At 71.6% G+C, this 22,676-nt stretch carries 22 protein-coding genes; 5 read left to right on the plus strand and 17 right to left on the minus strand.

The features are described 5' to 3' along the window. Positions 1-7: 7 nt before the first annotated feature. Positions 8-940, plus strand: a complete 933-nt coding sequence (locus B9B60_RS13100; RefSeq protein ID WP_072624605.1) for a 5'-3' exonuclease — start codon at positions 8-10, stop codon at positions 938-940. A gap of 14 nt (positions 941-954) precedes the next feature. Here the strand turns inward: B9B60_RS13100 and B9B60_RS13105 are convergent, their stop codons facing one another. The 6 genes from B9B60_RS13105 to B9B60_RS13130 all read right to left on the minus strand — a co-directional run bounded on the left by B9B60_RS13105 (position 955) and on the right by B9B60_RS13130 (position 7,892). Then, positions 955-3,759, minus strand: a complete 2,805-nt coding sequence (locus tag B9B60_RS13105) for a DEAD/DEAH box helicase (protein WP_084452042.1) — start codon at positions 3,757-3,759, stop codon at positions 955-957. A 22-nt stretch (positions 3,760-3,781) separates the two neighbouring features. Next, on the minus strand, positions 3,782-4,687 hold the full coding sequence (locus B9B60_RS13110) for a YegS/Rv2252/BmrU family lipid kinase (protein WP_084452043.1): 906 nt from the start codon (positions 4,685-4,687) through the stop codon (positions 3,782-3,784). Positions 4,688-4,697: 10 nt separating this feature from the next. Beyond that, the gene (gene tatC, locus B9B60_RS13115) at positions 4,698-5,555 is read right to left on the minus strand and encodes a twin-arginine translocase subunit TatC (RefSeq protein WP_234993870.1); all 858 of its coding nucleotides are present in this window, start codon (positions 5,553-5,555) and stop codon (positions 4,698-4,700) included. Positions 5,556-5,581: 26 nt separating this feature from the next. Continuing rightward, positions 5,582-5,851, minus strand: coding sequence for a Sec-independent protein translocase subunit TatA (gene tatA / locus B9B60_RS13120; RefSeq protein WP_084452045.1), 270 nt, complete (start codon positions 5,849-5,851; stop codon positions 5,582-5,584). Between the two features lie 92 nt (positions 5,852-5,943). After that, positions 5,944-6,906, minus strand: a complete 963-nt coding sequence (locus tag B9B60_RS13125; RefSeq protein WP_084452046.1) for a helix-turn-helix transcriptional regulator — start codon at positions 6,904-6,906, stop codon at positions 5,944-5,946. After that, a complete protein-coding gene (locus B9B60_RS13130) occupies positions 6,903-7,892 on the minus strand; it encodes a helix-turn-helix transcriptional regulator (protein ID WP_084452047.1) in 990 nt (329 codons plus the stop codon). The genes B9B60_RS13125 and B9B60_RS13130 overlap by 4 nt, the downstream gene beginning before the upstream one ends. 38 nt (positions 7,893-7,930) lie before the next feature. On the opposite strand from B9B60_RS13130, the gene B9B60_RS13135 reads away from it, so the two are divergent. Next, positions 7,931-9,028 carry a DUF3866 family protein gene (locus B9B60_RS13135; RefSeq protein ID WP_084452048.1) on the plus strand — a complete coding sequence of 366 codons (1,098 nt, stop codon included), beginning with the start codon at positions 7,931-7,933 and terminating at the stop codon, positions 9,026-9,028. Positions 9,029-9,110: 82 nt separating this feature from the next. On the opposite strand, the gene B9B60_RS13140 is transcribed toward B9B60_RS13135, so the two are convergent. The 8 genes from B9B60_RS13140 to B9B60_RS13175 form a co-directional block, all read right to left on the minus strand. After that, the gene (locus tag B9B60_RS13140; protein WP_072624613.1) at positions 9,111-9,497 is read right to left on the minus strand and encodes an FKBP-type peptidyl-prolyl cis-trans isomerase; all 387 of its coding nucleotides are present in this window, start codon (positions 9,495-9,497) and stop codon (positions 9,111-9,113) included. An 83-nt stretch (positions 9,498-9,580) separates the two neighbouring features. Next, positions 9,581-10,615 (minus strand): FKBP-type peptidyl-prolyl cis-trans isomerase, encoded by a 1,035-nt coding sequence (locus B9B60_RS13145; protein WP_084452049.1) that lies wholly within the window; start codon positions 10,613-10,615, stop codon positions 9,581-9,583. 40 nt (positions 10,616-10,655) lie between these two features. Further along, a complete protein-coding gene (gene pafA, locus B9B60_RS13150; RefSeq protein WP_084452051.1) occupies positions 10,656-12,074 on the minus strand; it encodes a Pup--protein ligase in 1,419 nt (472 codons plus the stop codon). Positions 12,075-12,083: 9 nt separating this feature from the next. Then, positions 12,084-12,770 (minus strand): proteasome subunit alpha, encoded by a 687-nt coding sequence (gene prcA / locus B9B60_RS13155; RefSeq protein WP_072624616.1) that lies wholly within the window; start codon positions 12,768-12,770, stop codon positions 12,084-12,086. Further along, complete coding sequence (prcB, locus tag B9B60_RS13160; protein ID WP_084452053.1) at positions 12,767-13,597, minus strand: proteasome subunit beta; 831 nt, start codon at positions 13,595-13,597, stop codon at positions 12,767-12,769. The genes prcA and prcB overlap by 4 nt, the downstream gene beginning before the upstream one ends. After that, the gene (locus B9B60_RS13165; protein WP_084452055.1) at positions 13,594-13,791 is read right to left on the minus strand and encodes a ubiquitin-like protein Pup; all 198 of its coding nucleotides are present in this window, start codon (positions 13,789-13,791) and stop codon (positions 13,594-13,596) included. The genes prcB and B9B60_RS13165 overlap by 4 nt, the downstream gene beginning before the upstream one ends. 35 nt (positions 13,792-13,826) lie before the next feature. Next, positions 13,827-15,323, minus strand: a complete 1,497-nt coding sequence (gene dop / locus B9B60_RS13170) for a depupylase/deamidase Dop (protein WP_084452057.1) — start codon at positions 15,321-15,323, stop codon at positions 13,827-13,829. Between the two features lie 9 nt (positions 15,324-15,332). Beyond that, a complete protein-coding gene (locus B9B60_RS13175; protein ID WP_084452117.1) occupies positions 15,333-15,893 on the minus strand; it encodes a GNAT family N-acetyltransferase in 561 nt (186 codons plus the stop codon). Between the two features lie 224 nt (positions 15,894-16,117). Between B9B60_RS13175 and B9B60_RS13180 the strand changes: the two genes are divergently transcribed. From B9B60_RS13180 to B9B60_RS13190, 3 genes are read left to right on the plus strand one after another with little or no spacing between them, the layout of a single operon-like run. Then, complete coding sequence (locus B9B60_RS13180; protein WP_159451210.1) at positions 16,118-17,086, plus strand: alpha/beta hydrolase; 969 nt, start codon at positions 16,118-16,120, stop codon at positions 17,084-17,086. Next, the gene (locus B9B60_RS13185) at positions 17,083-18,087 is read left to right on the plus strand and encodes an alpha/beta hydrolase (RefSeq protein WP_084452061.1); all 1,005 of its coding nucleotides are present in this window, start codon (positions 17,083-17,085) and stop codon (positions 18,085-18,087) included. Before B9B60_RS13180 ends, B9B60_RS13185 begins: the two co-directional genes overlap by 4 nt. After that, positions 18,080-18,688 (plus strand): DUF3054 domain-containing protein, encoded by a 609-nt coding sequence (locus B9B60_RS13190; RefSeq protein WP_234993871.1) that lies wholly within the window; start codon positions 18,080-18,082, stop codon positions 18,686-18,688. The genes B9B60_RS13185 and B9B60_RS13190 overlap by 8 nt, the downstream gene beginning before the upstream one ends. A gap of 94 nt (positions 18,689-18,782) precedes the next feature. On the opposite strand, the gene arc is transcribed toward B9B60_RS13190, so the two are convergent. Genes arc through B9B60_RS13205 form a run of 3 tightly spaced genes read right to left on the minus strand, consistent with a single transcriptional unit; the run spans position 18,783 to position 22,634 of the window. Further along, complete coding sequence (arc, locus tag B9B60_RS13195) at positions 18,783-20,444, minus strand: proteasome ATPase (RefSeq protein ID WP_084452063.1); 1,662 nt, start codon at positions 20,442-20,444, stop codon at positions 18,783-18,785. A 55-nt stretch (positions 20,445-20,499) separates the two neighbouring features. Then, positions 20,500-21,516: a tRNA (adenine-N1)-methyltransferase gene (locus B9B60_RS13200; protein ID WP_084452065.1), complete on the minus strand. Its 1,017-nt coding sequence runs from the start codon at positions 21,514-21,516 to the stop codon at positions 20,500-20,502. A gap of 11 nt (positions 21,517-21,527) precedes the next feature. Beyond that, positions 21,528-22,634 carry a site-2 protease family protein gene (locus B9B60_RS13205; protein ID WP_084452067.1) on the minus strand — a complete coding sequence of 369 codons (1,107 nt, stop codon included), beginning with the start codon at positions 22,632-22,634 and terminating at the stop codon, positions 21,528-21,530. Between the last annotated feature and the right edge of the window lie 42 nt (positions 22,635-22,676).

Raw genomic sequence — 22,676 nt, forward strand, 5'->3', positions numbered from 1 at the left:
TCAGGGCATGTCCGACTCGGCGCCCCGCCTGCTCCTGCTCGACTCCGCCTCCCTGTACTTCCGCGCCTTCTACGGCGTGCCGGCGAGGGCCGAGGTGCCGTCGGGCATCCCGACCAATGCCGTGGCCGGATTCCTCGACATGATCGCCACGCTCATCACCCGCTACCGCCCCACCCACGTCGTGGCGTGCTGGGACGACGACTGGCGGCCGCAGTGGCGGGTCGACGCGATCCCGACCTACAAGGCGCACCGCGTCGCCGACGACCCCGCGGAGGGCGAGGAGGTCCCCGACGAGCTCAGCCCGCAGGTGCCGGTCATCGCCGAGGCCCTCGCTGCCATTGGCATCCCCCGCATCGGCGCCGCCGGCTACGAGGCCGACGACGTCATCGGCACGCTCGCCATGGCGCACCGCGGGCAGATGCCGGTCGACGTCGTCACGGGCGACCGCGACCTCTTCCAGCTCGTCGACGACGCCTCGGGCACGCGGGTCATCTACACCGCCCGGGGTGGGGTGCGCGACCCCGACGTCGTGACCCAGACCTTCCTCGCGGACAAGTACGCCGTCGCCTCGGGTGACGCCTACGCCGACATGGCCGCGCTGCGCGGCGACACCAGCGACGGGCTGCCGGGGGTCAAGGGCATCGGCGACAAGACCGCGGCCGCGCTCATCGCGGACTTCGGATCTCTCGCCGGGGTGCGCGAGGCCGTCGCCTCCGGTGACCCCCGGATCAAGGGGGCGCGCCGCGCCAACCTCGAGGCCGCGAGCGACTACCTCGACGTCGCCCCGCTCGTGGTGCGGGTGGCCCACGACGTGCCGATCCCCGACGTCGACCTGCGCCTGCCGTCCGACATCGCCGACCCGGCCACGATGAGCCGGCTCGCGGTCGACCACGGCCTGACCTCCCCCTTCGACCGGATCGCGACCGCCCTGCGGGGCTGAGGCCGAAGGGGAGGTCAGTCCAGCCGGTCGGCGGCGACGACCCCGCGCATCACCTTGTCGACGGCCGTGCGGGCCACGCCCCGCAGGTGCGGCTCGGGCGCGGCGTCGGCCACCTGGTCGAGCAGGTCGACGACCTGCTTGCACCGCCGCACGAAGTCACCTGCGGTGAGGTCCGACCCCGACAGCACCTCGTCGAGCCGGCGCCCGCTGGCCCACCGGTGGACCGCCCAGGCCAATCCCCCGTCGGGCTCGCCGGTCGCGGGCAGGGCATTGGCCTGCTCGAGGTCCTCGAGCTCGCTCCAGCGGCGGACCATGTCCTGCCACGCGTCGGAGACGTTGTCCGTCGGCATCCTCGGGAAGGGGTCGTGCTCGTCGTGCCGGGGCTCGTGGACGAGCATCGAGACGACGGCCGCCAGCTCGGCGGGGTCGAGGCGCTTCCACGCTCCCCCGCGCAGGCACTCGGCCGCGAGCAGGTCCTTCTCCGTGTAGAGCCGGCGCAGACGGGTGCCGAGGTCGGTGACGCTCTCGCCGTCGTCGCCGAGGTAGCCCATGCGGGTCAGCACGACGCAGATCCGCTCGAAGGTCTGCGCCACGGAGTTGGTCCGGTGCTCGACCTTGCGCTGCAGGGCGGAGGTCTCCCGCTTGAGCTTCCACCAGCGCGCCGCCCAGCGGGCGTGCTCCTCGCGCTCCGGGCACTGGTGGCAGGGGTGCGACTTCAGCTCGCGGCGCAGCTGCTCGAGGCGCTCGTCCTCCCCCTTCGCGCTCTCGACGGCGTGCGCCCGCACACTCGGGGCGTCCTCGTGGGGCGCCTTGATCCGCAACGTGGCGGCGAGGTCGGACCGCTGCTTCGCCGACTTCGGGTTGAACCCCTTGGGGACGGCCAGCCGCCCGAAGGGGGTGACCGGACCGTCGAGGTCGGCGGCGGTCAGCCGGCGGATCTGCTGGTGCTCGGTGAGCACGGTCGGTGCCGTCAGCTCGCCCTTGTAGGAGCGTGGCGGGGCGACGACGATCGCGATGCCCGACCGGCGGCCCCCGATGCGGACGATGTCGCCGACGGACAGGGCCTCGAGCGAGACGGCGATCTCGGCGCGACGGTTGGCATTGCGCTTGCGCGAGCCCTCCTTCTCGACGTCGGAGATGCGCCGCCGCAGCGCGGCGTACTCGCGGAAGTCGCCCAGGTGGCAGTGCATGGCCTCCCTGTAGGCCTCGAGCGACTCCTGCTGCTCGCGCACCTTGGTCGCCAGCCCGACAACGGCGCGGTCGGCCTGGAACTGCGCGAAGGAGGTCTCGAGCACCTCCTTGGCCGTCTGGCGGCCCACCTGGGCGACGAGGTTGACGGCCATGTTGTAGGTCGGCCGGAAGCTGGAGCGAAGGGGGTAGGTCCGGGTCGATGCGAGACCGGCCACCGACATCGGGTCCAGCCCGCGTGACCACACGACGAGGGCGTGACCCTCGACGTCGATGCCGCGACGGCCGGCGCGTCCGGTGAGCTGCGTGTACTCGGCCGGGGTGATCTCGACGTGCGACTCGCCGTTGAACTTCACCAGCTTTTCCAGGACCACCGTGCGCGCGGGCATGTTGATCCCCAGGGCGAGCGTCTCCGTCGCGAAGACCGCCCGGATGCGTCCCGCGGTGAACAGCTCCTCGACGATCTCGCGGAAGAGCGGGAGCATGCCGGCGTGGTGGGCGGCGAAGCCGCGGGAGATGCCCGCGACGAACTGGTGGTAGCCGAGGACGTCGAGGTCCTCCCCCTCGAGGACGGCAGCCCGCTCCTCGACCGTGCGTCGGTTGAGCTCGCCGTCGCGCTCACTCACCAGACGCACGTCGTTGCCCAGCAGCTGACCGACGGCGCCCTCGCACCCGGCCCGGCTGAAGATGAAGGTGATCGCCGGCAGCAGCCCGTCGCGATCGAGCTCCCGGATAACCTCGGTGCGCGAGGCGGCCCCGCCGAAGCGTCCGCCACCGCCACGTGGCCCCGGCCAGTGACCGCCCCTGCCCCGGCCGCCGTCCCGGCGGTGACCGCCGCGTCGGTCGCGGCCACCTCGCGGTCCGCCTCGCCCGCGCCCGTCGTCGTCGGTGCCACGGACCCGGGCCCGGATCGCGTCGAGCAGCTCGGGGTTGACCTTGGCCGGGGTGCCGGCGGACCCGTCGTCGACGAAGAGGTCGTGCACCTCGCGCCCCACCTGCATGTGCTGCCACAGCGGGACCGGACGCTCCTCCGAGACGATGATCTCGGTGCCGCCGCGCACCTCGGCGAGCCAGGCGCCGAACTCCTCGGCGTTGCTCACGGTCGCCGAGAGGGAGACGACCTGGACCGAGCGGGGCAGGTGGATGATGACCTCCTCCCACACAGCGCCTCGGAAGCGGTCGGCGAGGTAGTGCACCTCGTCCATGACGACGAAGGCCAGCGTGTCGAGGGTCGAGGAGCCGGCGTAGATCATGTTGCGCAGGACCTCGGTCGTCATGACGACGACCGGGGCCTCGCCGTTGACCGAGACGTCACCGGTGAGCAGACCGACCCGGTCGTAGCCGTGGCGGGCCGCGAGCTCGTGGTACTTCTGGTTGCTCAGGGCCTTGATCGGCGTCGTGTAGAAGGCCTTCTGCCCGCGCGAGAGCGCCAGGTGCACGGCGAACTCGCCGACGATCGTCTTGCCGGCGCCGGTGGGTGCCGCGACGAGCACGCCGTGACCGGCCTCGACGGCCTCGCAGGCCTCGCGCTGGAAGGTGTCGAGCTCGAACCCGACCCCCTCGGCGAAGTCGGTCAGCTCCCCTTCGCGACGGCGTCGGGAGGCGGCATAGCGTTCGGCGGGCGAGGACATGACCCCACGCTATGCCAGCGCGTCAGCGCACGATCGACAGCGCGCCGCGGGCCGCCTCGACGGTGGCCGGCAGGGGTGCGACGCGCTCGCCGTCGGCGTAGCTGACGATCCGCTCGGTCGCGATGCTCACCCGCGCGCCCCGCACGATCTCGACGGCCGGGTGCGTCGTGTGGGTACCGGAGAAGACCTTGGGGAAGACCGACAGGAAGGTCGGGATGGGGATGTCGTGGACGATGACGACGTCGAGCAGACCGTCGTCGATGTCGGCTGCCGGGGCGACCTTCATGCCGCCGCCGAAGGCCCGGCCGTTGGCGATGCACACGAGCATCCCGTCGACCTCGCGCTCGACACCGTCGATCGTCAGGTCGTAGTGGATGGCACCGAAGACCGGGAGCTCACGCAGGATCGCGAGGTTGTACCGCTGCGGCCCCCGGGGCCAGGACATACGGTTGGCCCGCTCGTTGACCACGGCGTCGAAGCCGCAGGACAGGACGCCGAGGTAGTCGCGGACCGGTTCACCGTCGGGGCCGCTCACCCGCCCCAGGTCCATGGTGCGCACCGAGCCCTGCAGGATCCGCTGGACCGAGGTCTCGACGTCCTGCACGGGCAGCCCGAGCTCACGGGCGTTGTCGTTGCCGGTGCCGACCGCCACGATGCCGAGCGGGACGTCGGTGTCGGCGCAGATGTTGGCACCGAGCCCGGCGGCCCCGTCACCGCCGGCGACGGCGAGCAGGTCGATGTCGCCCGTGGCCACGGCTCGGCGTGCCTTGGCCTCGGCCCGCGCGGCGTCGAGGCCGGTGAGATCGACGACCTCACGTCCGCCGGCCTCGAGGAGGTCGGCCACCCGGGTGCCGATCCGCTCCCCGCGGTGCTTGCCGGCGGTGGGGTTGACAAGCAGGCCGATGCGTTCGGGGGTCACACGGGTCATGGACCCGACCCTAGGTCAGCGGCGAGGCCTGGTCGTCCGGGAGGTCCGACCAGTCGGGCTCCTCGCCCCGCTCGACCCGGCGGCGGTCGATGAGCAGGCAGACCCCCACCGCCGCGAAGTACAGCAGGACGAGCGGACCCGCCAGCAGGAACATCGTGAAGGGGTCCGGGGTCGGCGTGATGACCGCCGAGGCGATGAAGATCAGCAGGACCGCCATCCGCCAGGTCCGCAAGAGGCCCTTGCCCGTGAGGACACCGATGGCGCACAGCCCGACGAGGAAGACCGGCAGCAGCCAGGCCAGCCCGAAGGCGAGGATGAAGCGGGTGATGAAGGTGAAGTAGTCGCTCGCCTGCTGGATGTTGCTCGACTTGCCGTCGTCCGGGGTGAAGCCGAAGAGGATGAGCAGCGCCTTGGGCAGGGTCTGGTAGGCGAAGAAGCAGCCCGCGAGGAAGAGCGGCAGGGCGGTGCCGAAGACACCGAGCGACATCCGCTTTTCGCGCTTGGTCAGGCCCGGGAGGATGAAGGCCCAGATCTGCCAGACCCACACGGGGCTGGAGATGATGACCCCGGTGAAGAGCGAGAGACCGAGCTGGGTCGTGAAGGCCGAGGTCGCGTTGCCGAAGTTCAGCGTGACGACGCTGTCCGGGTTGCTCGCCTTGTACTCGTCGAAGGGGTAGGTCAGCTGCTTGTAGACCCCGGCATAGCTCCACGACCCGATCTTCACGCCGTCGTAGATGATCCACCCGATGACCGCACCGACGACGATCGCGGCGGCAGCCTTCATCAGCCGGTTGCGGAACTCGAGGAGGTGCTCCTTGAGCGGCATCCGCCCTTCGGGGTCCTTGGGCGTGCGGGGGCTACGAGCCATGCGGGTGGAGGGCGAAGGGGATCGGGTCAGGAGACCGGGCCGGACTGGTTGTCCGTCCGGGGCTTGGCCTCATCGATGACGGCATTGCCGTCAGCGGTGGGCGTGCCGGTCTCGCGGGCTTTCTTGGCCTCCTCGCGCTGCCGGTCCTCTTCCTTCATCTCGTTGACCTCGGACTTGAAGACGCGGGCCGACTTGCCAAGGCTGCGGGCGGCATCGGGCAGCTTCTTGAAGCCGAAGAGCAGGAGGATGACGAGGGCGATGAGGATCCACTCAGCGCCGCCGGGCAGAAAGCCCATGACAGTTCCCTTCGATTGATCTCGCCGTTCCCCTCGAGCATACGCGCTGCGGTAGGACGGTCGGCGTCGGTCTCATGGCCTGCGGACGGGGCTCAGCCGACGTCGTAGGCGGCCAGAGCCTGCGTCGCGTGTGCCGTGACCGCGGTGCGCAGCGCCTCGGGCTCGACGACCTCGGCCGCGCCGCCCAGACGCAGCACGAGCCGGCGCAGGAAACCCTCGTTGCTCGTCGGCAGGGTGACGACGAGGTCTTCACCGGACGTTTCGCGAGATGTCACCGGGTAGTACTCCGCGACCCAGTGGGCGGACGGTCCCAGGCGCAGGGTGACGGGCAGGTCGCCCTCTCCGCGCTGGTAGGCGCCCGCGCTCAGGTCGCGACGCACGGCGTCGGCGGGCGGCTCGGAGGGAACGTCGAGCACCTCGACCGACTCGATCCGGTCGGTGCGGAAGAGCCGCACGTCCTGCGCCCGGTGGCACCACCCCTCGAGGTACCAGTGGCCCTCGACCCGGGCCAGGCGCATCGGGTCGACGTCGCGCTCGGTGCGTTCGTCGCGGCTGGGCACGTGATAGGTCAGGTGGACCCGGCGACCGGCGGAGAGCGCGTCCTGCAGGACCGAGCGGGTGCGCCCGGCCTCGGTGTCGTCGTCGACGACCATGACGCGCTCGACCCCGGGGATGGAGCCGGCGACCTCCTCGAGCTTCGCCAGGGCGCGCTCGACGGCACCGGACTCCCCCGCCCCGAGTGCCGACAGGGAGCGCAGCCCGACGATGAGCGAGATCGCCTCGTCAACGCTCAGGCGCAGCGGTCGGGCGATGGTGTCGGCGTTGGTGACGAAGACCCGCCCGCCCTCGTAGCTGACCTCGATGAGCTCGTCGGTCATCGGGCCGTAGCCGCACACGAAGAGCAGGTCGAGGTCCTTCTTCAGCTGGTCCTCGCTGATGCCTAGACCTTCGGCGGCCCTGGAGATCTCGATGCCCTGGCGGCCGACGAGCCACGGGACCATGGTGAGCAGCCGCTCGACCCGGCTCGTCGCGGTCTCGACCTTGGGACGGCTCATCGGGCGCTCCCTTCATGGGCGGTGGCGACGGCACGCAGGCGGCCGATGACGGCCTCGCGCAGCTCGCTCGGCTCCTCGACGACGACATCGCCGCCGTGGCTGACGACCTCGCTGACGAAGCCGTCGAGGTCGGCCCCGTGGACGTCGACGTGGTCCCACTCGTCGTCGACCCGCACGACCTCGTGGGCCCGCCGACGCAGCCCGTGGCCGGTGCCGACGCGCACGCGCAGGCGCGCCGCGACGGTCTCGGAGGGGCTCGGGTCGGTGGCGGCGATCATCCGCACCGGGTCGACGTCGTCCGGCACCGGCACGGTGAGCGCGTCACCCGTGGCCGTCACCGACGAGGTGATCCGGCTGAGTCGGAAGACGCGCGCGGCCTCGCGGTCGAGGTCGTGCCCGACGAGGTACCAGCGGCCGTGCCAGGCGGTGAGGTACCACGGCTCGACGTGACGGGGCCGCGAGCCGCCGGTGCCGGGGCGTGCGTAGTCGAAGCGGACGGCCGTCGACGACAGCACCGCGTCCTTGAGTGGCTCGAAGGCAGGCTCGGTCCCGCCGAGCTGCGGCTCCAACCCGACGAAGGGGTCCTCCCCCACCTCGTCGCCCGCAGCCACCTTGCGCCAGGCCGTCGCGGCGGGGCCGGCCATCGTCGCGTGCGCCCACACCCGGCTGGCCAGCCCGACGACGGCACGCTCGTCGGCAGCGAGCTCCACGGGCGGCAGGGCGTAGTCGCGCCGGTCGATGCGGTAGCCCTGCTCGTCCTCGAAGACCCCGATGTCCTCGGTGACCAGTGGGATCCCCATGGCCCGCAGGTCCTCCTTGTCACGCTCGAACATCCGGTCGAAGGCCTCGTCGGACTCGATCGCCCGATAGGCCTCGACCATCTGGCGAATCCGCTGCTTGGGCGCCGGCATGCGGGCGTAGAGCAGGGTCATCGTGAGGTTGAGCAGTCGCTCCGTCTTGGCCGCGGGCGTGTTGGGTGCTGCCACGTCGCTCCCTTCGTCGTCCTGAGGCTAACCTGCCGCACATGATCCACTGGCGCAGCGGCACGGTCCGCGAGATCGGCGGCGCCCGGCGTGGCGCGGTGCGCCTGACCGTCGTGGTCGACGGTGCCGACACACCCGCCCTCGCCCTGCCGGAGCTCGTGGGCACCCCCGAGATCGGCGACACCGTCCTGCTCAACGTCTCCGCGCTGCGTCGTGGGCTGGGCACGGGCGGCCACGCGCTCGTCGTCGCCAATGCGACCCGTCCTCCGGCCGACCCGCCGCCGGCTCCCGGGCACATCGTCAAGGCGCGCTACACGCCCCTGCAGCAGATGGTGCTGGCGCTCGAGGAGCAGGAGTCGCCGCACCACGAGGCGATGCGCGAGCACCCCGCGGTCGCCGCCGGCGACCTCCAGGGGATGCCGGTCGTCGTCGCCGAGCTGCACTCGGCCCTGCCAGCGGTCCTCGCCGGCCTGCGGTCTGCCCAGCCGGGCGCACGCGTGGGCTACGTCATGACGGACACGGCAGCGCTCCCCTTCGCCCAGTCCGATCTCGCTGCCGGACTCGTCGACGCCGGCTGGCTCGACACGACGATCACGGCGGGGCAGGCCTTCGGCGGGGAGCACGAGGCGATCACCGTGCATTCGGCTCTGCTCGCCGCGAGGCACGTGCTCGGCTGCGACGTCGCGGTCGTCGCGCAGGGCCCCGGCAATGCCGGCTCGTCGACGACATGGGGCTGGTCGGGGCTGGCCACGGGTGACGTGCTCAACGCCGTGCACGTGCTGCGCGGTCGGGCCGTCGTCGTGCCGCGGGTGTCCGCCAGCGACCCGCGCGAGCGTCACCTCGGACTCTCCCACCACACCACGACGGTCCTGTCGCGGGTGCTGCTCGGCAGCGCCGACGTCGTCGTGCCCGACGACGCCACCGCACCGTGGCCGCAGGTGCGGGCCCAGCTCGACGCCGCCGTCGCGTCCTCGAGCGGGACGCCGCGGGTCGTGGAGCTCCCAAGTGCGGGAGTCGGCGACGACCTCGCGACGAGCCCGGTGCCGCTGTCGAGCATGGGCCGGAGCGCGACGCAGGACGTCACCCCCTTCGCCACGGCTGCCCTGGCCGGCCGCCACGCCGCCGCCCTCCTGACCTAGCCGACTCCCGTCCCCCTCCGGACGACGAGAACCCTGCATTGCCGTAGGGCAATGCAGGGTTCTCGGGTGGAGAAGTGGCGGGTCAGCCGACCTGGACGAGGTCGACGACGAAGATCAGCGTCTCGCCGCCCTTGATCGCGGCGCCGGCGCCGCGGTCGCCGTAGCCCAGGTGCGGCGGGATGACGATCTTGCGACGGCCACCCTCCTTCATGCCGAGCAGGCCGTCGTCCCAGCCCTTGATGACCTGGCCGATGCCGGCGGTGAAGGCCAGCGGTGCGCCGCGGTTCCACGAGGCGTCGAACTCCTCGCCCGTGGAGAAGGCGACACCGACGTAGTGCGCCTGGATCGGCGAGCCGGCGGTCACCTCGGCACCGTCACCGACGGTGATGTCCTCGACGACGAGCTCGGTGGGAGCCTCGCCCTCGGGGAAGTCGATCTCGGGCTTGGTCGTGGTGGGGTCGAAGGGCATGTGGGTCTCCTTGTCGTGGGGTGGGAGGTACAGCTCGGTCCCTGAGGAGCGAGGCCGTCAGCGGCCGAGCGTCTCGAAGGGGGTCAGGGTGCGCCGAGGACGTCGATGGTGAAGACGAGGGTCGAGTTGGGCTTGATCGACCCGTCGGGCGTGCCCTCCTTGCCGTAGCCCTGGTCCGGCGGGACCACGACGAGCAGCCGGTCGCCGACCTTGGCGCCCTCGACGGCCTTGTCCCAGCCGGGGATGACGCTCTGCTGGCCGACCGGGAAGGAGAAGGGGCCGCGACCGTCCTTGAGCGAGGAGTCGAAGACCTTGCCGTCGTCCCAGGTGACGCCGGTGTAGCTGACGTAGACGGTGTCGCCCTTCTTGACGGTCTTGCCCTTGCCCTCGATGAGGGTCTCGGTGACGAGCTTCTTCGGCTTCGTCGCGCCCTCGGGGATGGTGATGTCGGCCGGCTTGCCCTCGTTGTACTTCACCTGGGGCAGGTCCTTGTCGACGGACTTCTGCTTGCCCTCGGCCTTGTCGGGGAGCTGGCCGCGCACGTCGTAGACGAGGACGAGGTTGTCCTTGCCGTCGACGCCGTACTCGGGCATGCCCTTGTCCCCGAAGAGGTCCTTGGGCGGCATGACGGAGACGCCGCTCGCGCCGACCTTCTGCCCCTGGATCGACTTGACGAGGCCCGGCAGCGCCTCGGCGTTGCCGAGGTCGAGCACGATCGGCGAGCTGGTGTAGGTCTCGGAGCCCTCGATGACCTTGCCGTCCTTGCCGGAGAACATCGCGAGGTCGACCTCGACGTAGGCGTCGTCGGACAGCTCCTTGCCGTCACCCTCCTCGCGAACGTCACGGGTGGTCTCGGAGACGCTCACCGGCTTGTCGGCAAGCGTGATCGAGGGGCCCTTCTTGCCCTTGGCCTCGGTGACCTCGATCGCCTCGACAGCCTTGGAGTCCTCCTCCTTGGGCTCGGCGAGGGTCACACCCGGCGAGGACGAGGCCGAGGACTTCTTGTCGTCCTGGCCGGAGTCCGACGAGTCGTCGGAGTCGCCTCCGCAGGCGCTCAGGGCGAGGACGGCAGCGGCTGATGCCGCGACGGCGGTGGTCAGGCGGGGAGCCTTCGGCACGGTCTACCTCAATGTGTCGGGGACAACGATCTGGCTCACCCTAACCACGGAGTCTGGGTGGTGCCTGACTCATCGGTCCGCTCGGCGTGGGCCGCGAGGAGAGGATCTCGATGAGCTTGTCGACGCGGGCGTCGACCGCTGAGAGGGGGTCCTTGCACAGCACGGTGCGCTGCGCCTCGTCGTTGATCTTCAGGTGCACCCAGTCGACGGTGACGTCGCGGCCGTGCTCGCGGGCGGCGCGCACGAAGTCGCCCCGCAGCCTGGCCCGGGTGGTCTGGGGCGGGGTGTCGACGGCCTCGGCGATGGCCTCGTCGCTCACCACGCGCGCGATCCGACCGGCCCGCTGGAGCAGGTGGTGGACGCCGCGCTGCGGGTTGATGTCGTGGTAGGCGAGGTCGAGCTGCGCCAGCCGCGGGTCGGAGATGTCGAGTCCGTGCTTGGCGGCGTAGGCGTCGAGGAGGCGGTACTTGATGACCCAGTCGATCTCGGTGGCCACGGCGGACAGGTCATCGCCCGCGATGGCGTCGAGGGTGCGCTGCCACAGGTCGAGCACCTGACGGCTCACCGGGTCGTCGACGCCTTCGCGGTCGGCGTACTCGAGGGCCCGGGCGAGGTACTCGCCCTGGATCTCCAGGGCGCTCATGCGCCGGCCGTCGGCGAGCTTGACCGGGGTCCGGCCGGTGCGGTCGAGGCTGATGTCGCGGATCGCGCGGATCGGGTTGTCGAGGGTCATGTCGGGCAGCGCGACGCCGTCCTCGAGCATGCGCAGCACGAGGTGGGCGGAGCCGACCTTGAGCAGCGTCGTCGTCTCGGTCATCGTCGAGTCGCCGACGATCACGTGCATGCGGCGGTAGTGCTCGGCGTCGGCGTGCGGCTCGTCGCGGGTGTTGATGATCGGGCGCGAGCGGGTCGTCGCGGAGGAGACCCCCTCCCAGATGTGGTCGGCGCGCTGGCTGACGGAGAACTGCGTGGTCCGGCCGGTCGACATCAGCTTGCCCGTGCCGGCGACGAGCTGGCGGGTGATGAGGAAGGGCAGCAGGCCGTCGGTCACGGCCGAGAAGTTGGAGGTGCGCGCGACGAGGAAGTTCTCGTGGCAGCCGTAGGAGCTGCCGGCGGAGTCGACGTTGTTCTTGAAGACGTAGATCTCCCCCGCCACCCCGTCCTCCTCGAGGCGTCCCTGGGCGTCGTCGACGAGGTCCTGGACGATGCGCTCCCCCGCCCGGTCGTGGGCGATGAGTGTGGGCAGGTCGTCGCACTCGGCGGTCGCGTACTCCGGGTGGCTGCCGACGTCGAGGTAGAGCCGGGAGCCGTTGGGCAGGAAGACATTGCTGGAGCGGCCCCAGGTGACGACCTTGCGGAAGAGGTAGCGCGCCACCTCGTCGGGCGTCAGACGCCGCTGGCCGTCGGAGACGGCCGTGATGCCGAACTCGGTCTCGATCCCGAAGATGCGTCGCTCCACGTCTGCAGGCTAACCGTCGGCGCGAAGGGGGGCGCTCACCCGGCGGAAGCAGCGCCGCGTCGCGGTCCGCTCGAGCACCGCGATCTCGAGGGCGGCGTCGGGCAGGAGGTCTCCCCCTTCGTCACGCAGCGACAGGACGTCGCGGGCCAGGTCGAAGGCATCGTGCAGGTCCATGCCGGGCACCCAGCGGGAGCCGAGGGCGTCGTTGAGCCGCTCGCTGTCGCCGCCGATGGCGACCCACCCGCGCTCGTCGGTCACCGAGCCGTCGTAGGCCAGCCGGTAGATCCGGTCGCCGGCGAGGAGCCGGCCCACCTCGGCGACGACGATCTCCACCTCGTAGGGCTTCTGGTCCTGGGTGAAGACGGTGCCCAGCGTCTGCGCATAGGCATTGGCCAGGGCTCGGGCGGTGACGTCGGATCGGTCGTAGGAGTAGCCCCGCAAGTCGGCGTAGCGGATGCCGGCCACCCGCAGGTTTTCGAACTCGTTGTACTTGCCGACGGCGGCGAAGGCGATCCGGTCGTAGATCTCGCTGAGCTTGTTGAGCGAGCGGCTGCTCGGGTTGTCGGCGACGAGCAGGATGCCCTCGTCGTAGCCCAGGACGACGACCGAACGGCCGCGGGCGATGCCGGCGCGCGCGAACTCCGCCCGGTCGGCCATGACCTGCTCGGGCGAGACGTAGAAGGGAGGCTGGGTCATCGCGGGCCCGCCTGACCACGACGGTCGGCGAGGATCGTCTCGACGACCCGCTCGCTCTCGGCCTCGTCGACGAAGTCGACCCCGCCCGCGTCGACCACGCCGACGACCGGCCAGATCCGGCGGTGCACGTCGGGCCCGCCCGTCGCCGAGTCGTCGTCGGCTGCGTCGTAGAGGGCCTCGAGCGCGACCCGGACGGCCGCGGCGCGGTCGAGGCCGGGCCGCCAGAGCTTCTTGAGCGCGCCGCGGGCGAAGAAGGAACCGGAGCCCACGCTGTGGTGCTCCTGCTCCTCGTAGCACCCACCGGTCACGTCGTAGGAGAAGATGCGCCCCTCGCGGCGCTCGGCGTCGAAGCCCCCGAGGACGGGGACGACGGACAGCCCCTGCATCGCCAGACCGAGGTTGCCACGCAACATCGCGGCGAGGCGGTTGGCCTTGCCCTCGAGCGACATGACGACGCCCTCGATCTTTTCGTAGTGCTCGAGCTCGACCTGGAAGAGCCGCACCATCTCGACGGCGACGCCGGCCGCGCCCGCGATGCCCACGAGGGAGCGCTCGTCGGCGGCGAAGACCTTGCGCATGTCGCGGTTGGCGATCAGGCTGCCGAGCGTGGCGCGGCGGTCACCCGCCATGACCACGCCGCCCTCCCAGGCGAGGGTGACGATCGTCGTGGCGTGAGGGGCCTCGAGGGGCTGCCCCGTCGTGGCGCCAGCGGCGCCGGCTCCGGGGAGCAGGCGCGGGTCGTGCTGGGCGACGAAGTCCGTGAAGGAGGACCCGCCGGCCGCCAGGTAGGCGGCGGGCAGGCGCCCCTGCGCGGCATCGCGGCTCACTGGCCGCCCTTCTGCACGAAGCCCTTGACGAACTCCTCGGCATTGGACTCGAGCACCCCGTCGATCTCGTCGAGCACCGAGTCGATGTCCTCGTCGCGGGCGGCATTGGTCGCGCCCACCTGACCGAAGCCGTCGTCGGGCTGGGCGTCGTCGCCCCCGCCGCTGCTCTGGGGTCGGATCTGCTCCTGCGCCATCGTCTGCTCCTGTCGCGTCGGGTCGTGCCCCGAGCCTATGCTCCGAGACCGGCCACGAGGTCGTCCACGTCACCTGCTGACACGAGGTCTTCGGTGGCGGACCGGCCGTGCGCCAGCGGGTCGAGGAGCGGGACCCGGGCCACACGCCCCGCGCGGGGCAGACGCAGCACGAGCGAGTCCCACGACGCCGAGACCACCGCGTCGCCGAAGCGCTCGACGACCCGGCCCCGCAACCAGGCCCGCGTGTCCTCGGGCGGCTCCGCCACGGCCCGGCGCACCTCCTCGTCGGTCGTCAGGCGGGTGATCCGCCCCGCCGCCTCGAGCTTGTGGAAGATGCCCTTGGCCGGGCGCACGTCGGACCACTGGATGTCGATGGCCGTGAGCCGCGGGTCACCCCACTCCATGCCGTCACGGTCCCGATAGCGCTGCAGGAGAGCGAGCTTGGCGACCCAGTCGATGTCCGCGGCCGCGTCCATCGGGTCGCCGGCGAGGAGCCCGAGCAGCCGCTCCCAGTGACCGAGCACCTCGTCGGTGGCCGGGTCGCTGCCCTCTCGCTCGACGAAGGCGCTCGCCATCTCGAGGTACTCGGTGAGGATCTGCACGCCCGTGAGCTCACGACCGTCTCGCAGGCGGACAGTGGCCCGGCACGTCGGGTCGTGGGAGATCGTGCGCAGCGCGGTGACCGGGTGGAGCAGCGCGAGGTCGCGGTCGATCGCGTCGGCCTCGATGAGCCGGAGCACGAGGGAGGTCGAGCCGACCTTGACGAGGTTGGACACGTCGGCCTGGTTGGCGTCGCCGATGATGACGTGCAGCCGGCGCCAGACGTCGGGGTCGGCGTGGGGTTCGTCCCGGGTGTTGATGATCGGCCGCTTGAAGGTCGTCTCCAGCCCCACCTCCGCCTCGAAGAAGTCGCTGCGGGAAGAGATCTGGTAGCCGGTGCGCTCGCTCTCCTGGCCGACGCCGACGCGCCCGGCGCCGCACATCACCTGGCGGGCGACGAAGAAGGGCGTCAGGCTGCCCACGATCCGGTCGAAGGGAGTCGCCCGGCTCACGAGGTAGTTCTCGTGGGTGCCGTAGGAGGCCCCCTTGCCGTCGGTGTTGTTCTTGTAGAGGTTGATGCCCGGCGGGCTGTCGGCGAGGCGCTCGACGACCTCACGCATGACGAGCTCGCCCGCCCGGTCCCAGACGACGACGTCCCGGGGGGAGGTGACCTCCGGCGAGGAGTACTCGGGGTGGGCGTGGTCGACGTAGAGCCGGGCACCATTGGTGAGCACGACGTTGGCCAGGGTCGGGTCCTCGGCATCGGTCAGCTGGGAGATGTCGGCGCGGGCGCGGGGCATCTCGAAGCCGCGCGCGTCGACGAGCGGGTGCTCGTCGCTGTAGTCCCACGCCCCGTGTCCGGCCCGCAGCCCGTGGGCGCGGGCATAGGTGGTCACGACGACTCCCGAGGCGGTCATGGGGTTGGCCCAGGGCTGGCCCGGGACCGCGATGCCGTACTCCGTCTCGATGCCCATGATCCGCCGCACGCTCATGGGCCCACCCTAGGTCCGGTCCCTCGCGAGCAGCCCGAAGACCCACGAGTCGGAGACGACGCCCTCGACGACGCAGTCCTCCCGCAGCGTGCCCTCGTGGACGAAGCCCAGCTTGTGCAGGACGCGCCCGCAGGCGGTGTTGCGGGTGTCCGCCATGGCCTGGACCCGGTTGAGGTCGAGCACCTCGTAGGCCCAGTCGAGCAGGGCCGAGGCAGCCTCGGTCGCGTAGCCGTGGCCCCAGGAGGCCTCCCCGAAGCACAGGGTCAGCTCCGCGCTGCGGAAGGTCGGGTCCCAGCTGCTCACCCCGCACCACCCCAGGCGGGCACCGTCCGCCACCCTCTCGACCATGACCCGGGCGCCACTCCCTTCGGACGCAGCGCTCCGCGACTGGTCGACGAACCTCTGGGCCCGCGACGGATCGGTCCACGGCGGCTCGTCCCAGTAGCGCAGCACGAAGGGGGACGACATCAGCTCCCAGAGGAAGTCGCCGTCCTCGTCCTCCACTGGGCGCAGCCGCAGCCGCTCGGTCACCAGGGTCGGGGTGTGCAGGGTCGGGGTCGTCGGACTCATGACGGCCATGCTCGTGCAGCGGGCTCGGGGGCACCACCGACATTCGCCCGCGCGCCCGCGCTCCCCGGGGTGGCCGGGATGCCCGGAGATGGCCGGGATCTCCGGTGATGACCGCGCAATTGCGCGGCCATCACCGGGTTTCCCGGCCATGCGCGGGTTTCCCGGTCATGAGCGCCTTTCCCGGCCAGTCGCGCCTCGACCACCGAGGGTGTTGGAATGGGGCCGTGAATTCGACGTGGATGCCGTGGCGGACGCGGGTGCTGGGCTGGTTGACGCGCAAGGGGGTCCCGGCCGAGGAGATGACGGCGGCGCAGCTGTCCCGGATGCGCGCCAACATCCCGATACGGGCGCCCTACACGTGGTTCTTCGGTCGCCCCGAGCGCGGCGTGACCTCGCAGACCCGACGGATCAGCGCCCGTGATGGCCACCAGCTGAAGATCCGGGTCCACCGACCCGAGGCCGACGGTCCGCTGCCCCTGCTCATGCACTTCCACGGCGGCGGCTTCGTCCTCGGTCACATGGGGGTCTATGACCCGCTGTGCACGCGGATCGCCGCTCAGGCGCAGGTCGTCGTCGTCACGGTCGCCTACCGCATGGCCCCCGAGCACCGCGCTCCCCTGGCCGCGCACGACTCTCTCGACGCCACCCGCTGGGCCATCGAGCACGCCGCCGAGATCGGCGCGCGCACCGACGCCGTAGGGGTCACCGGCGACTCGGCCGGCGGCAACCTCGCCGCCGTCGTGGCCCAGTCCCTGCGCGACGAGGGCTTCACCGGCCTGCGGCACCAGGCCCTCGTCTACCCGGCGCCGGACCTCTCCGACCGCGAGACCGAGGACCTCCAGCTGCTCACCCAGCGCTACCCCGTCCTCACCCCCGACATGATGCGTTCCTTCCGCAGCCTCTACCTCGGCGAGGAGGGTGACGACCGCGACCCGATCGTCTCCCCCGCCTTCGGCGACCTCACCGGCCTGCCGCCGGCTCTCGTCCAGACGGCGGAGGTCGACCCCCTTCGTCCCGACGGCGACGCCTACGCCCAGGCGCTGCGCGACGCCGGGGTCGAGGTCCGCCACACGACCTATCGCGGTGCGCCCCACGGCTACCAGACCTTCCCGGGGCTGGCTCCGGCCGCACAGCCGGCGCTCGAAGAGCTCATCGGCGAGGTCGCCCACCACCTGCACGAGGAGCGGTCATGAAGCGTCCCTACCCCGGCCTGCCCCCCCTCGTCGCGGCCCTGACGACCTTCCTCGACAACATCGGTCGGGTCTCGATCGTCGACGCCACGCTCGAGGACATCCGGGACGCCCGCGCCAAGGTCTACCCGACGTCGGCCCCCTTCGCCTGGATCACCGGTCGGGTGCACGCGGACGTGACCATCGACGACGGGAGCGCGCCGGTCCGCGACGGCGCGAGCATCCCCCTTCGCTGGTACACGCCGGCCGGCCGAAGGGAGGACCGCCCCCTCCTCGTCTACCTCCACGGTGGTGGCTGGGTGCAGGGGTCGACCCGGATGTACGACCCGCTGTGCACACACCTCGCGGCCGAGCTCGACGCCGTCGTCGTGAGCGTCGACTACCGCATGGCCCCGGAGCACCGGGCACCGACGGCGAGCCACGACGCGATCGACGTCGTCCGCTGGCTCCACGAGCACGCCGACCACGGAGTCGACCGCGACCGCATCGGCCTGTGCGGTGACTCCGCCGGGGGCAACCTGTCGGCGATCGTCGCCCAGCATCTGCGGGACCTGCGGGCGGCCACCGGCGAGCCGGTGATCCGCCACCAGGCCCTCATCTACCCGGCCACCGACCTGACGATGGCCTCCCCGTCGATCCGTGAGCACTCCGAGGGCGCGATCCTCACCGAGGCCAAGATCATCGCCTTCCGCGCGCACTACGTCGGCGAGGCGGACGACGCCGTCGCCCACGACGACCCGATCGTCTCGCCGCTCTTCGGTGATGCCTCTGGGGTGGCGCCGGCCCTGATCCAGACCGCCGACCTCGACCCGATCCGCGACGACGGGCTGCGCTACGCCGAGGCCCTGCGGGCTGCCGGGGTCGAGGTCCGGGTCACCAACTACCTCGGGCTGCCGCACGGCTTCGCAAGCTTCCCCGGCGTCGCCCGGTCCGGGATCCAGGCGCGGCACGAGCTCGTCACCGAGATCCGCCGCCACCTCGTGGGGAGGAGCTCCGGTGCGTGACCGTGACGAGCCCTTGATGTCGCCCGGTGGGCGGACCGCACTCGCCGCCGGTCTCGACGTGTTCGTCGTCGCGGTCTTCACGCTCATCGGGCGACGCACCCACGACGAGCCCCTCGATCCTTCCGGTTGGTGGGACACCGCCTGGCCCTTCCTCGCTGGCCTGGCCGTCGGCTGGGTGGTCGTCGCCGCCTCGAGCCAGACTTGGCCGACCCGCTGGTGGCACGGCCTGACCGTCTGGATCGCCACGGTCTTCGGCGGGATGGCCCTGCGGGACATGGTCGGTCAGGGCACGGCCCTGCCCTTCGTCATCGTCGCCACGGTCTTCCTCGGCGTCACGCTCGTCGGGTGGCGGCTGGTGCTCTGGGCCGTGGACCGACGGCGACCCGAGCCGACGCGGAGGACTGATCCGCGCCGCGGGCGCGGCCGCCCGCCGGTCGAGCACACCCGGGTGGGTGACCCGCTCGGCCTCGAGGACCTGCACGGTCCGTCCGACCGGACACGGGGCCGCGGCGTCGTCCCGCCGGGCGACCGGGACCGGGTCGCCGAAGAGCTCGACATCCGGCAGCCGCGGACGCCCGAGGACCCTCGGCCGCAGGGCTAGGCTTCGCCTGGGTCGTCGCGCTGGGCACCCTGTGCGCCCTCTGCGGTCTCGTGCTGGCCCTGGTGCTCGCCCGACGCTCGCCGCCCTGCGGTGACTAGAGGTACTGCCCCGTCCGCGAGCCGGTGTCGATCGATCGACCCGGCTCGGCGGCCCCGGACTTGCCGCCGATGAGCGTGCGGATGTAGACGATCCGCTCGCCCTTCTTGCCCGAGATCTTGGCCCAGTCGTCGGGGTTGGTCGTGTTGGGCAGGTCCTCGTTCTCCTTGAACTCCGCGATGCACGCGTCGAGCAGGTGCCCGACCCGAAGGCCCTCGGCACCGGTGGTGATGAGGTCCTTGATCGCGGCCTTCTTGGCGCGGTCGACGATGTTCTGGATCATCGCGCCGGAGTTGAAGTCCTTGAAGTAGAGGATCTCCTTGTCGCCGCCCTGGTAGGTCACCTCGAGGAACTGGTTGTCGTCGCTCTCGGCGTACATCCGCTCGACGACCGCCTCGATCATCCCCTCGACGGTGGCCTGCCGGTCGCCGTCGTGCTCCTCGAGGTCCTCGGGGTGCAGCGGCAGGTCGGCGGTGAGGTACTTGCTGAAGATGTCGCGCGCGCCCTCGGCGTCGGGGCGCTCGATCTTGATCTTCACGTCGAGCCGCCCGGGCCGCAGGATCGCCGGGTCGATCATGTCCTCGCGGTTGGTCGCGCCGATGACGATGACGTTGTCGAGGCCCTCGACACCGTCGATCTCCGCGAGCAGCTGCGGGACGATCGTCGTCTCGACGTCGGAGGAGACGCCCGAGCCGCGGGTGCGGAAGAGGCTGTCCATCTCGTCGAAGAAGACGACCACCGGGGTGCCGTCGCTCGACTTCTCGCGGGCCCGGTGGAAGATCAGTCGGATGTGGCGCTCGGTCTCGCCGACGTACTTGTTGAGCAGCTCGGGCCCCTTGATGTTGAGGAAGTAGGCCGTGGCGCGGTCCTGCCCGGTGCGTTCGGCGACCTTGCGGGCCAGCGAGGCCGCGACCGCCTTGGCGATCATCGTCTTGCCGTTGCCGGGCGGTCCGTAGAGGAGCACCCCCTTGGGTGCCTTGAGCTGGTGCCGCTCGTAAAGGTCGGCGTGCAGGTAGGGCAGCTCGACGGCATCGCGGATCGCCTCGATCTGCGTGCTCAGGCCACCGATGTCGTCGTAGTCGAGGTCGGGGACCTCCTCGAGGACGAGGTCGGCGACCTCGGCCCGCGGGATCCTCTCGACGGCGATGTTGCTGCGCTGGTCGACGAGCACGGCGTCGCCGACGCGCACCTGCTTGCCGGTGACCCGACCCCCGCTGCGCACGACCCGCTCCTCGTCCTGGCGCATGAGCACGAGCAGGCGGTCGTCCTCGAGGACCTCCTTGACGACGACGACCTCGCCGGCGACGTCCTCCGGGTGGACGGACACGATGTTCATCGCCTCGTTGAGCCGCACCTCCCGGCCGACCCCGAGCTCGGCCGGCTCGACGGCCGGCGAGACGGCCACGTGCATCTTGCGCCCGCCGGAGAGCACGTCGACGGTGTTGTCCTGCTCGTGGACGTCGACGACGACGGCATAGGACGACGGGGGCTGGGCGAGCCGCTCGATCTCCTCGCGGAGGGTGACGATCTGCTGCCGGGCGTCCTTGAGCGTGCGCACGAGGCGCTCGTTCTGCGAGGCGACGGTGGCCATCTGGGACTTCTGCTGGGTCAGCTTGTCCTGCAGGGCCCGCAGGTCCTGGGGCGTGGGCTCGGTCGTCATCGTCGTGCTCCCTTCGGCCGGTCGTGTCGGCGCGGCTCCAGTCTCCCCTGTCGACTCACCGCGGCGAAGGGGGGACCACCCCTCGGGCGAGCTTGCGCATCTTCTTCTCCGACGCGACCCGCTCCCCCAGCGCCTCCGAGGTCCACTCGGCGTCGTCGGCGCCCGGCGGCACCTCGGCCGGCGTCGTCGTCTCGTCGCCCTCCTGGGCGGCGTAGCCCTTGCCCGGGCGGCGCTTGCGCATCGGCGGGGTCACCCCGGGGGCGAGCCGGCGGGTGGTGATGAGGAAGCCGGTGTGCCCGTGCATGCGGTGCTGCGGGCGCACGGCCAGTCCCTCGAGGTGCCAGCCGCGCACGAGCGACTCCCACGCCTCGGGCTCGGTGAAGTTGCCGAAGTCGCGCATCGCCTCGGCGACCTTGCTCAGCTGGGTGGCCGTCGCGACGTAGCAGATGAGCACGCCACCGGGCGCCAAGGCCTCGGCGACGACCTCGAGGCACTCCCAGGGCGCGAGCATGTCGAGCACGACCCGGTCGACGCTGCCCGGCTCGACGGCGCCCGGCAGCTCTTCGACGAGGTCGCCGACGCTCACGGTCCACGCCGGGTGGTCCTCGCCGAAGAAGGCGCGCGCATTGGCCCGGGCGATCTCGGCGAAGTCGGCCCGGCGCTCGAAGGAGTGCACCCGCCCGGTGTCGCCCACCGCGCGCAGCAGCGACATCGACAGGGCACCGGAGCCCACGCCCGCCTCGACGACGGTCGCGCCGGGGAAGACATCGGCCATCTGGACGATCTGGCCGGCGTCCTTGGGGTAGACGACGGCCGCGCCCCGCGGCATCGACATGACGTAGTCCGACAGCAGCGGCCGCAGCACGAGGTACTCGGTGCCAGCCGTGTTGGTGATCGTCGACCCGTCGGGCGCCCCGATGAGGTCGTCGTGCTTGACGTGCCCTCGGTGGGTGTGGAACTGCTTGCCCGGCGTCAGGGTGATCGTGTGCATCCGCCCCTTGGGGTCGGTCAGCTGCACGCGGTCACCCTCACGGAAGGGGCCGCGACGGTAGGCGGATCCGGTGGCGGTCATGGTGGGCGAGTCTAGTTGCGCGACAGGGCGGCGTTGACCCGCTCGACGCGCACGATGCCCCGGAGCACTCCCCCTTCGCTCACGGCGACGACCCGCGAGCGTGAGGACTGGAAGGCGTGGACGAGCTCGACGGCCTCGCGGCCCGGGGGCAGGTCGACCGCCCAGCCCTCCGGGGCCGTGGACACGACGGCGGAGACCGGGGTCGTCGCGACGGCTGCCGGCGGCACGGCCCGCAGCGCGTCGTGGTCGACGAGACCGATCGGCACCCCGTCGGGCGTGGTGACCACGGGCAGGGCACGAAGGGAGGTCAGCTCGGCCACCGACGCGTCGGCACGGATCGCGGCGGCCGGCTCGATCAACGCGGCGACGTCGAGGCCCGAGAGCTGGCCCAGCGCCCGGCCGTGGGCGATGGCGGAGCTGGCGCCGGACCACAGGAAGGCGGCGATGAGCATCGTCCAGACCATCGTCGACAGCGACGGCTGCTGCCCGCGCAGCAGCGGCAGACCCACGATCGCGACGACGATGACGATGACCATGGCCCGGCCGAGGAGACCCGCGGCGACCCGGGCCCGGCCCTGCTCACCCGTGACGCCCCACACGAGCGACTCGACGATCTGGCCGCCGTCGAGCGGCAGGCCTGGCAGCATGTTGAGCACGGCGAGCGCGGCGTTGACGAAGGCGATCCCGCCGAGGACGGACGCCACCAGCCCGGTGTCGAGGGCCGCCGAGGCGAGGAAGCACGCGAGGGCGAGCAGGGCATTGGCCAACGGACCGACCACGGCGACCGCCGCCTGGGTGGCCGGGGTCGCGCGCGAGGCCTCGAAGGCCGTGTGCCCGCCCCAGAGGTCGGCCACCACGCGGTGGACGGTGTGCCCGAAGGACCGCGCCGTCACGGCGTGGGCTGCCTCGTGGGCCAGCACGCTCAGCAGCAGCGACAGCGCGTAGACCACGGCGACGCCGTAGCCGGTGACCGGGCCATGGGTGCTGGCGACGCCCGGGCCGATGAGGAAGACGATGAGGCCACCGATGATCAGCCAGGACCACCCCAGGTAGACCGGAACACCACCGATCGTCGCCAGGCGGATCCCGCGGGGAGTGTCGTCGTGGGGGGCCGCCATGGACACGACCCTAGGCGAGAGGACCGGATGGGGATAATGGCA

Source organism: Janibacter indicus, from assembly GCF_900176385.1.
In the GTDB taxonomy this organism is placed as follows: domain Bacteria; phylum Actinomycetota; class Actinomycetes; order Actinomycetales; family Dermatophilaceae; genus Janibacter; species Janibacter indicus.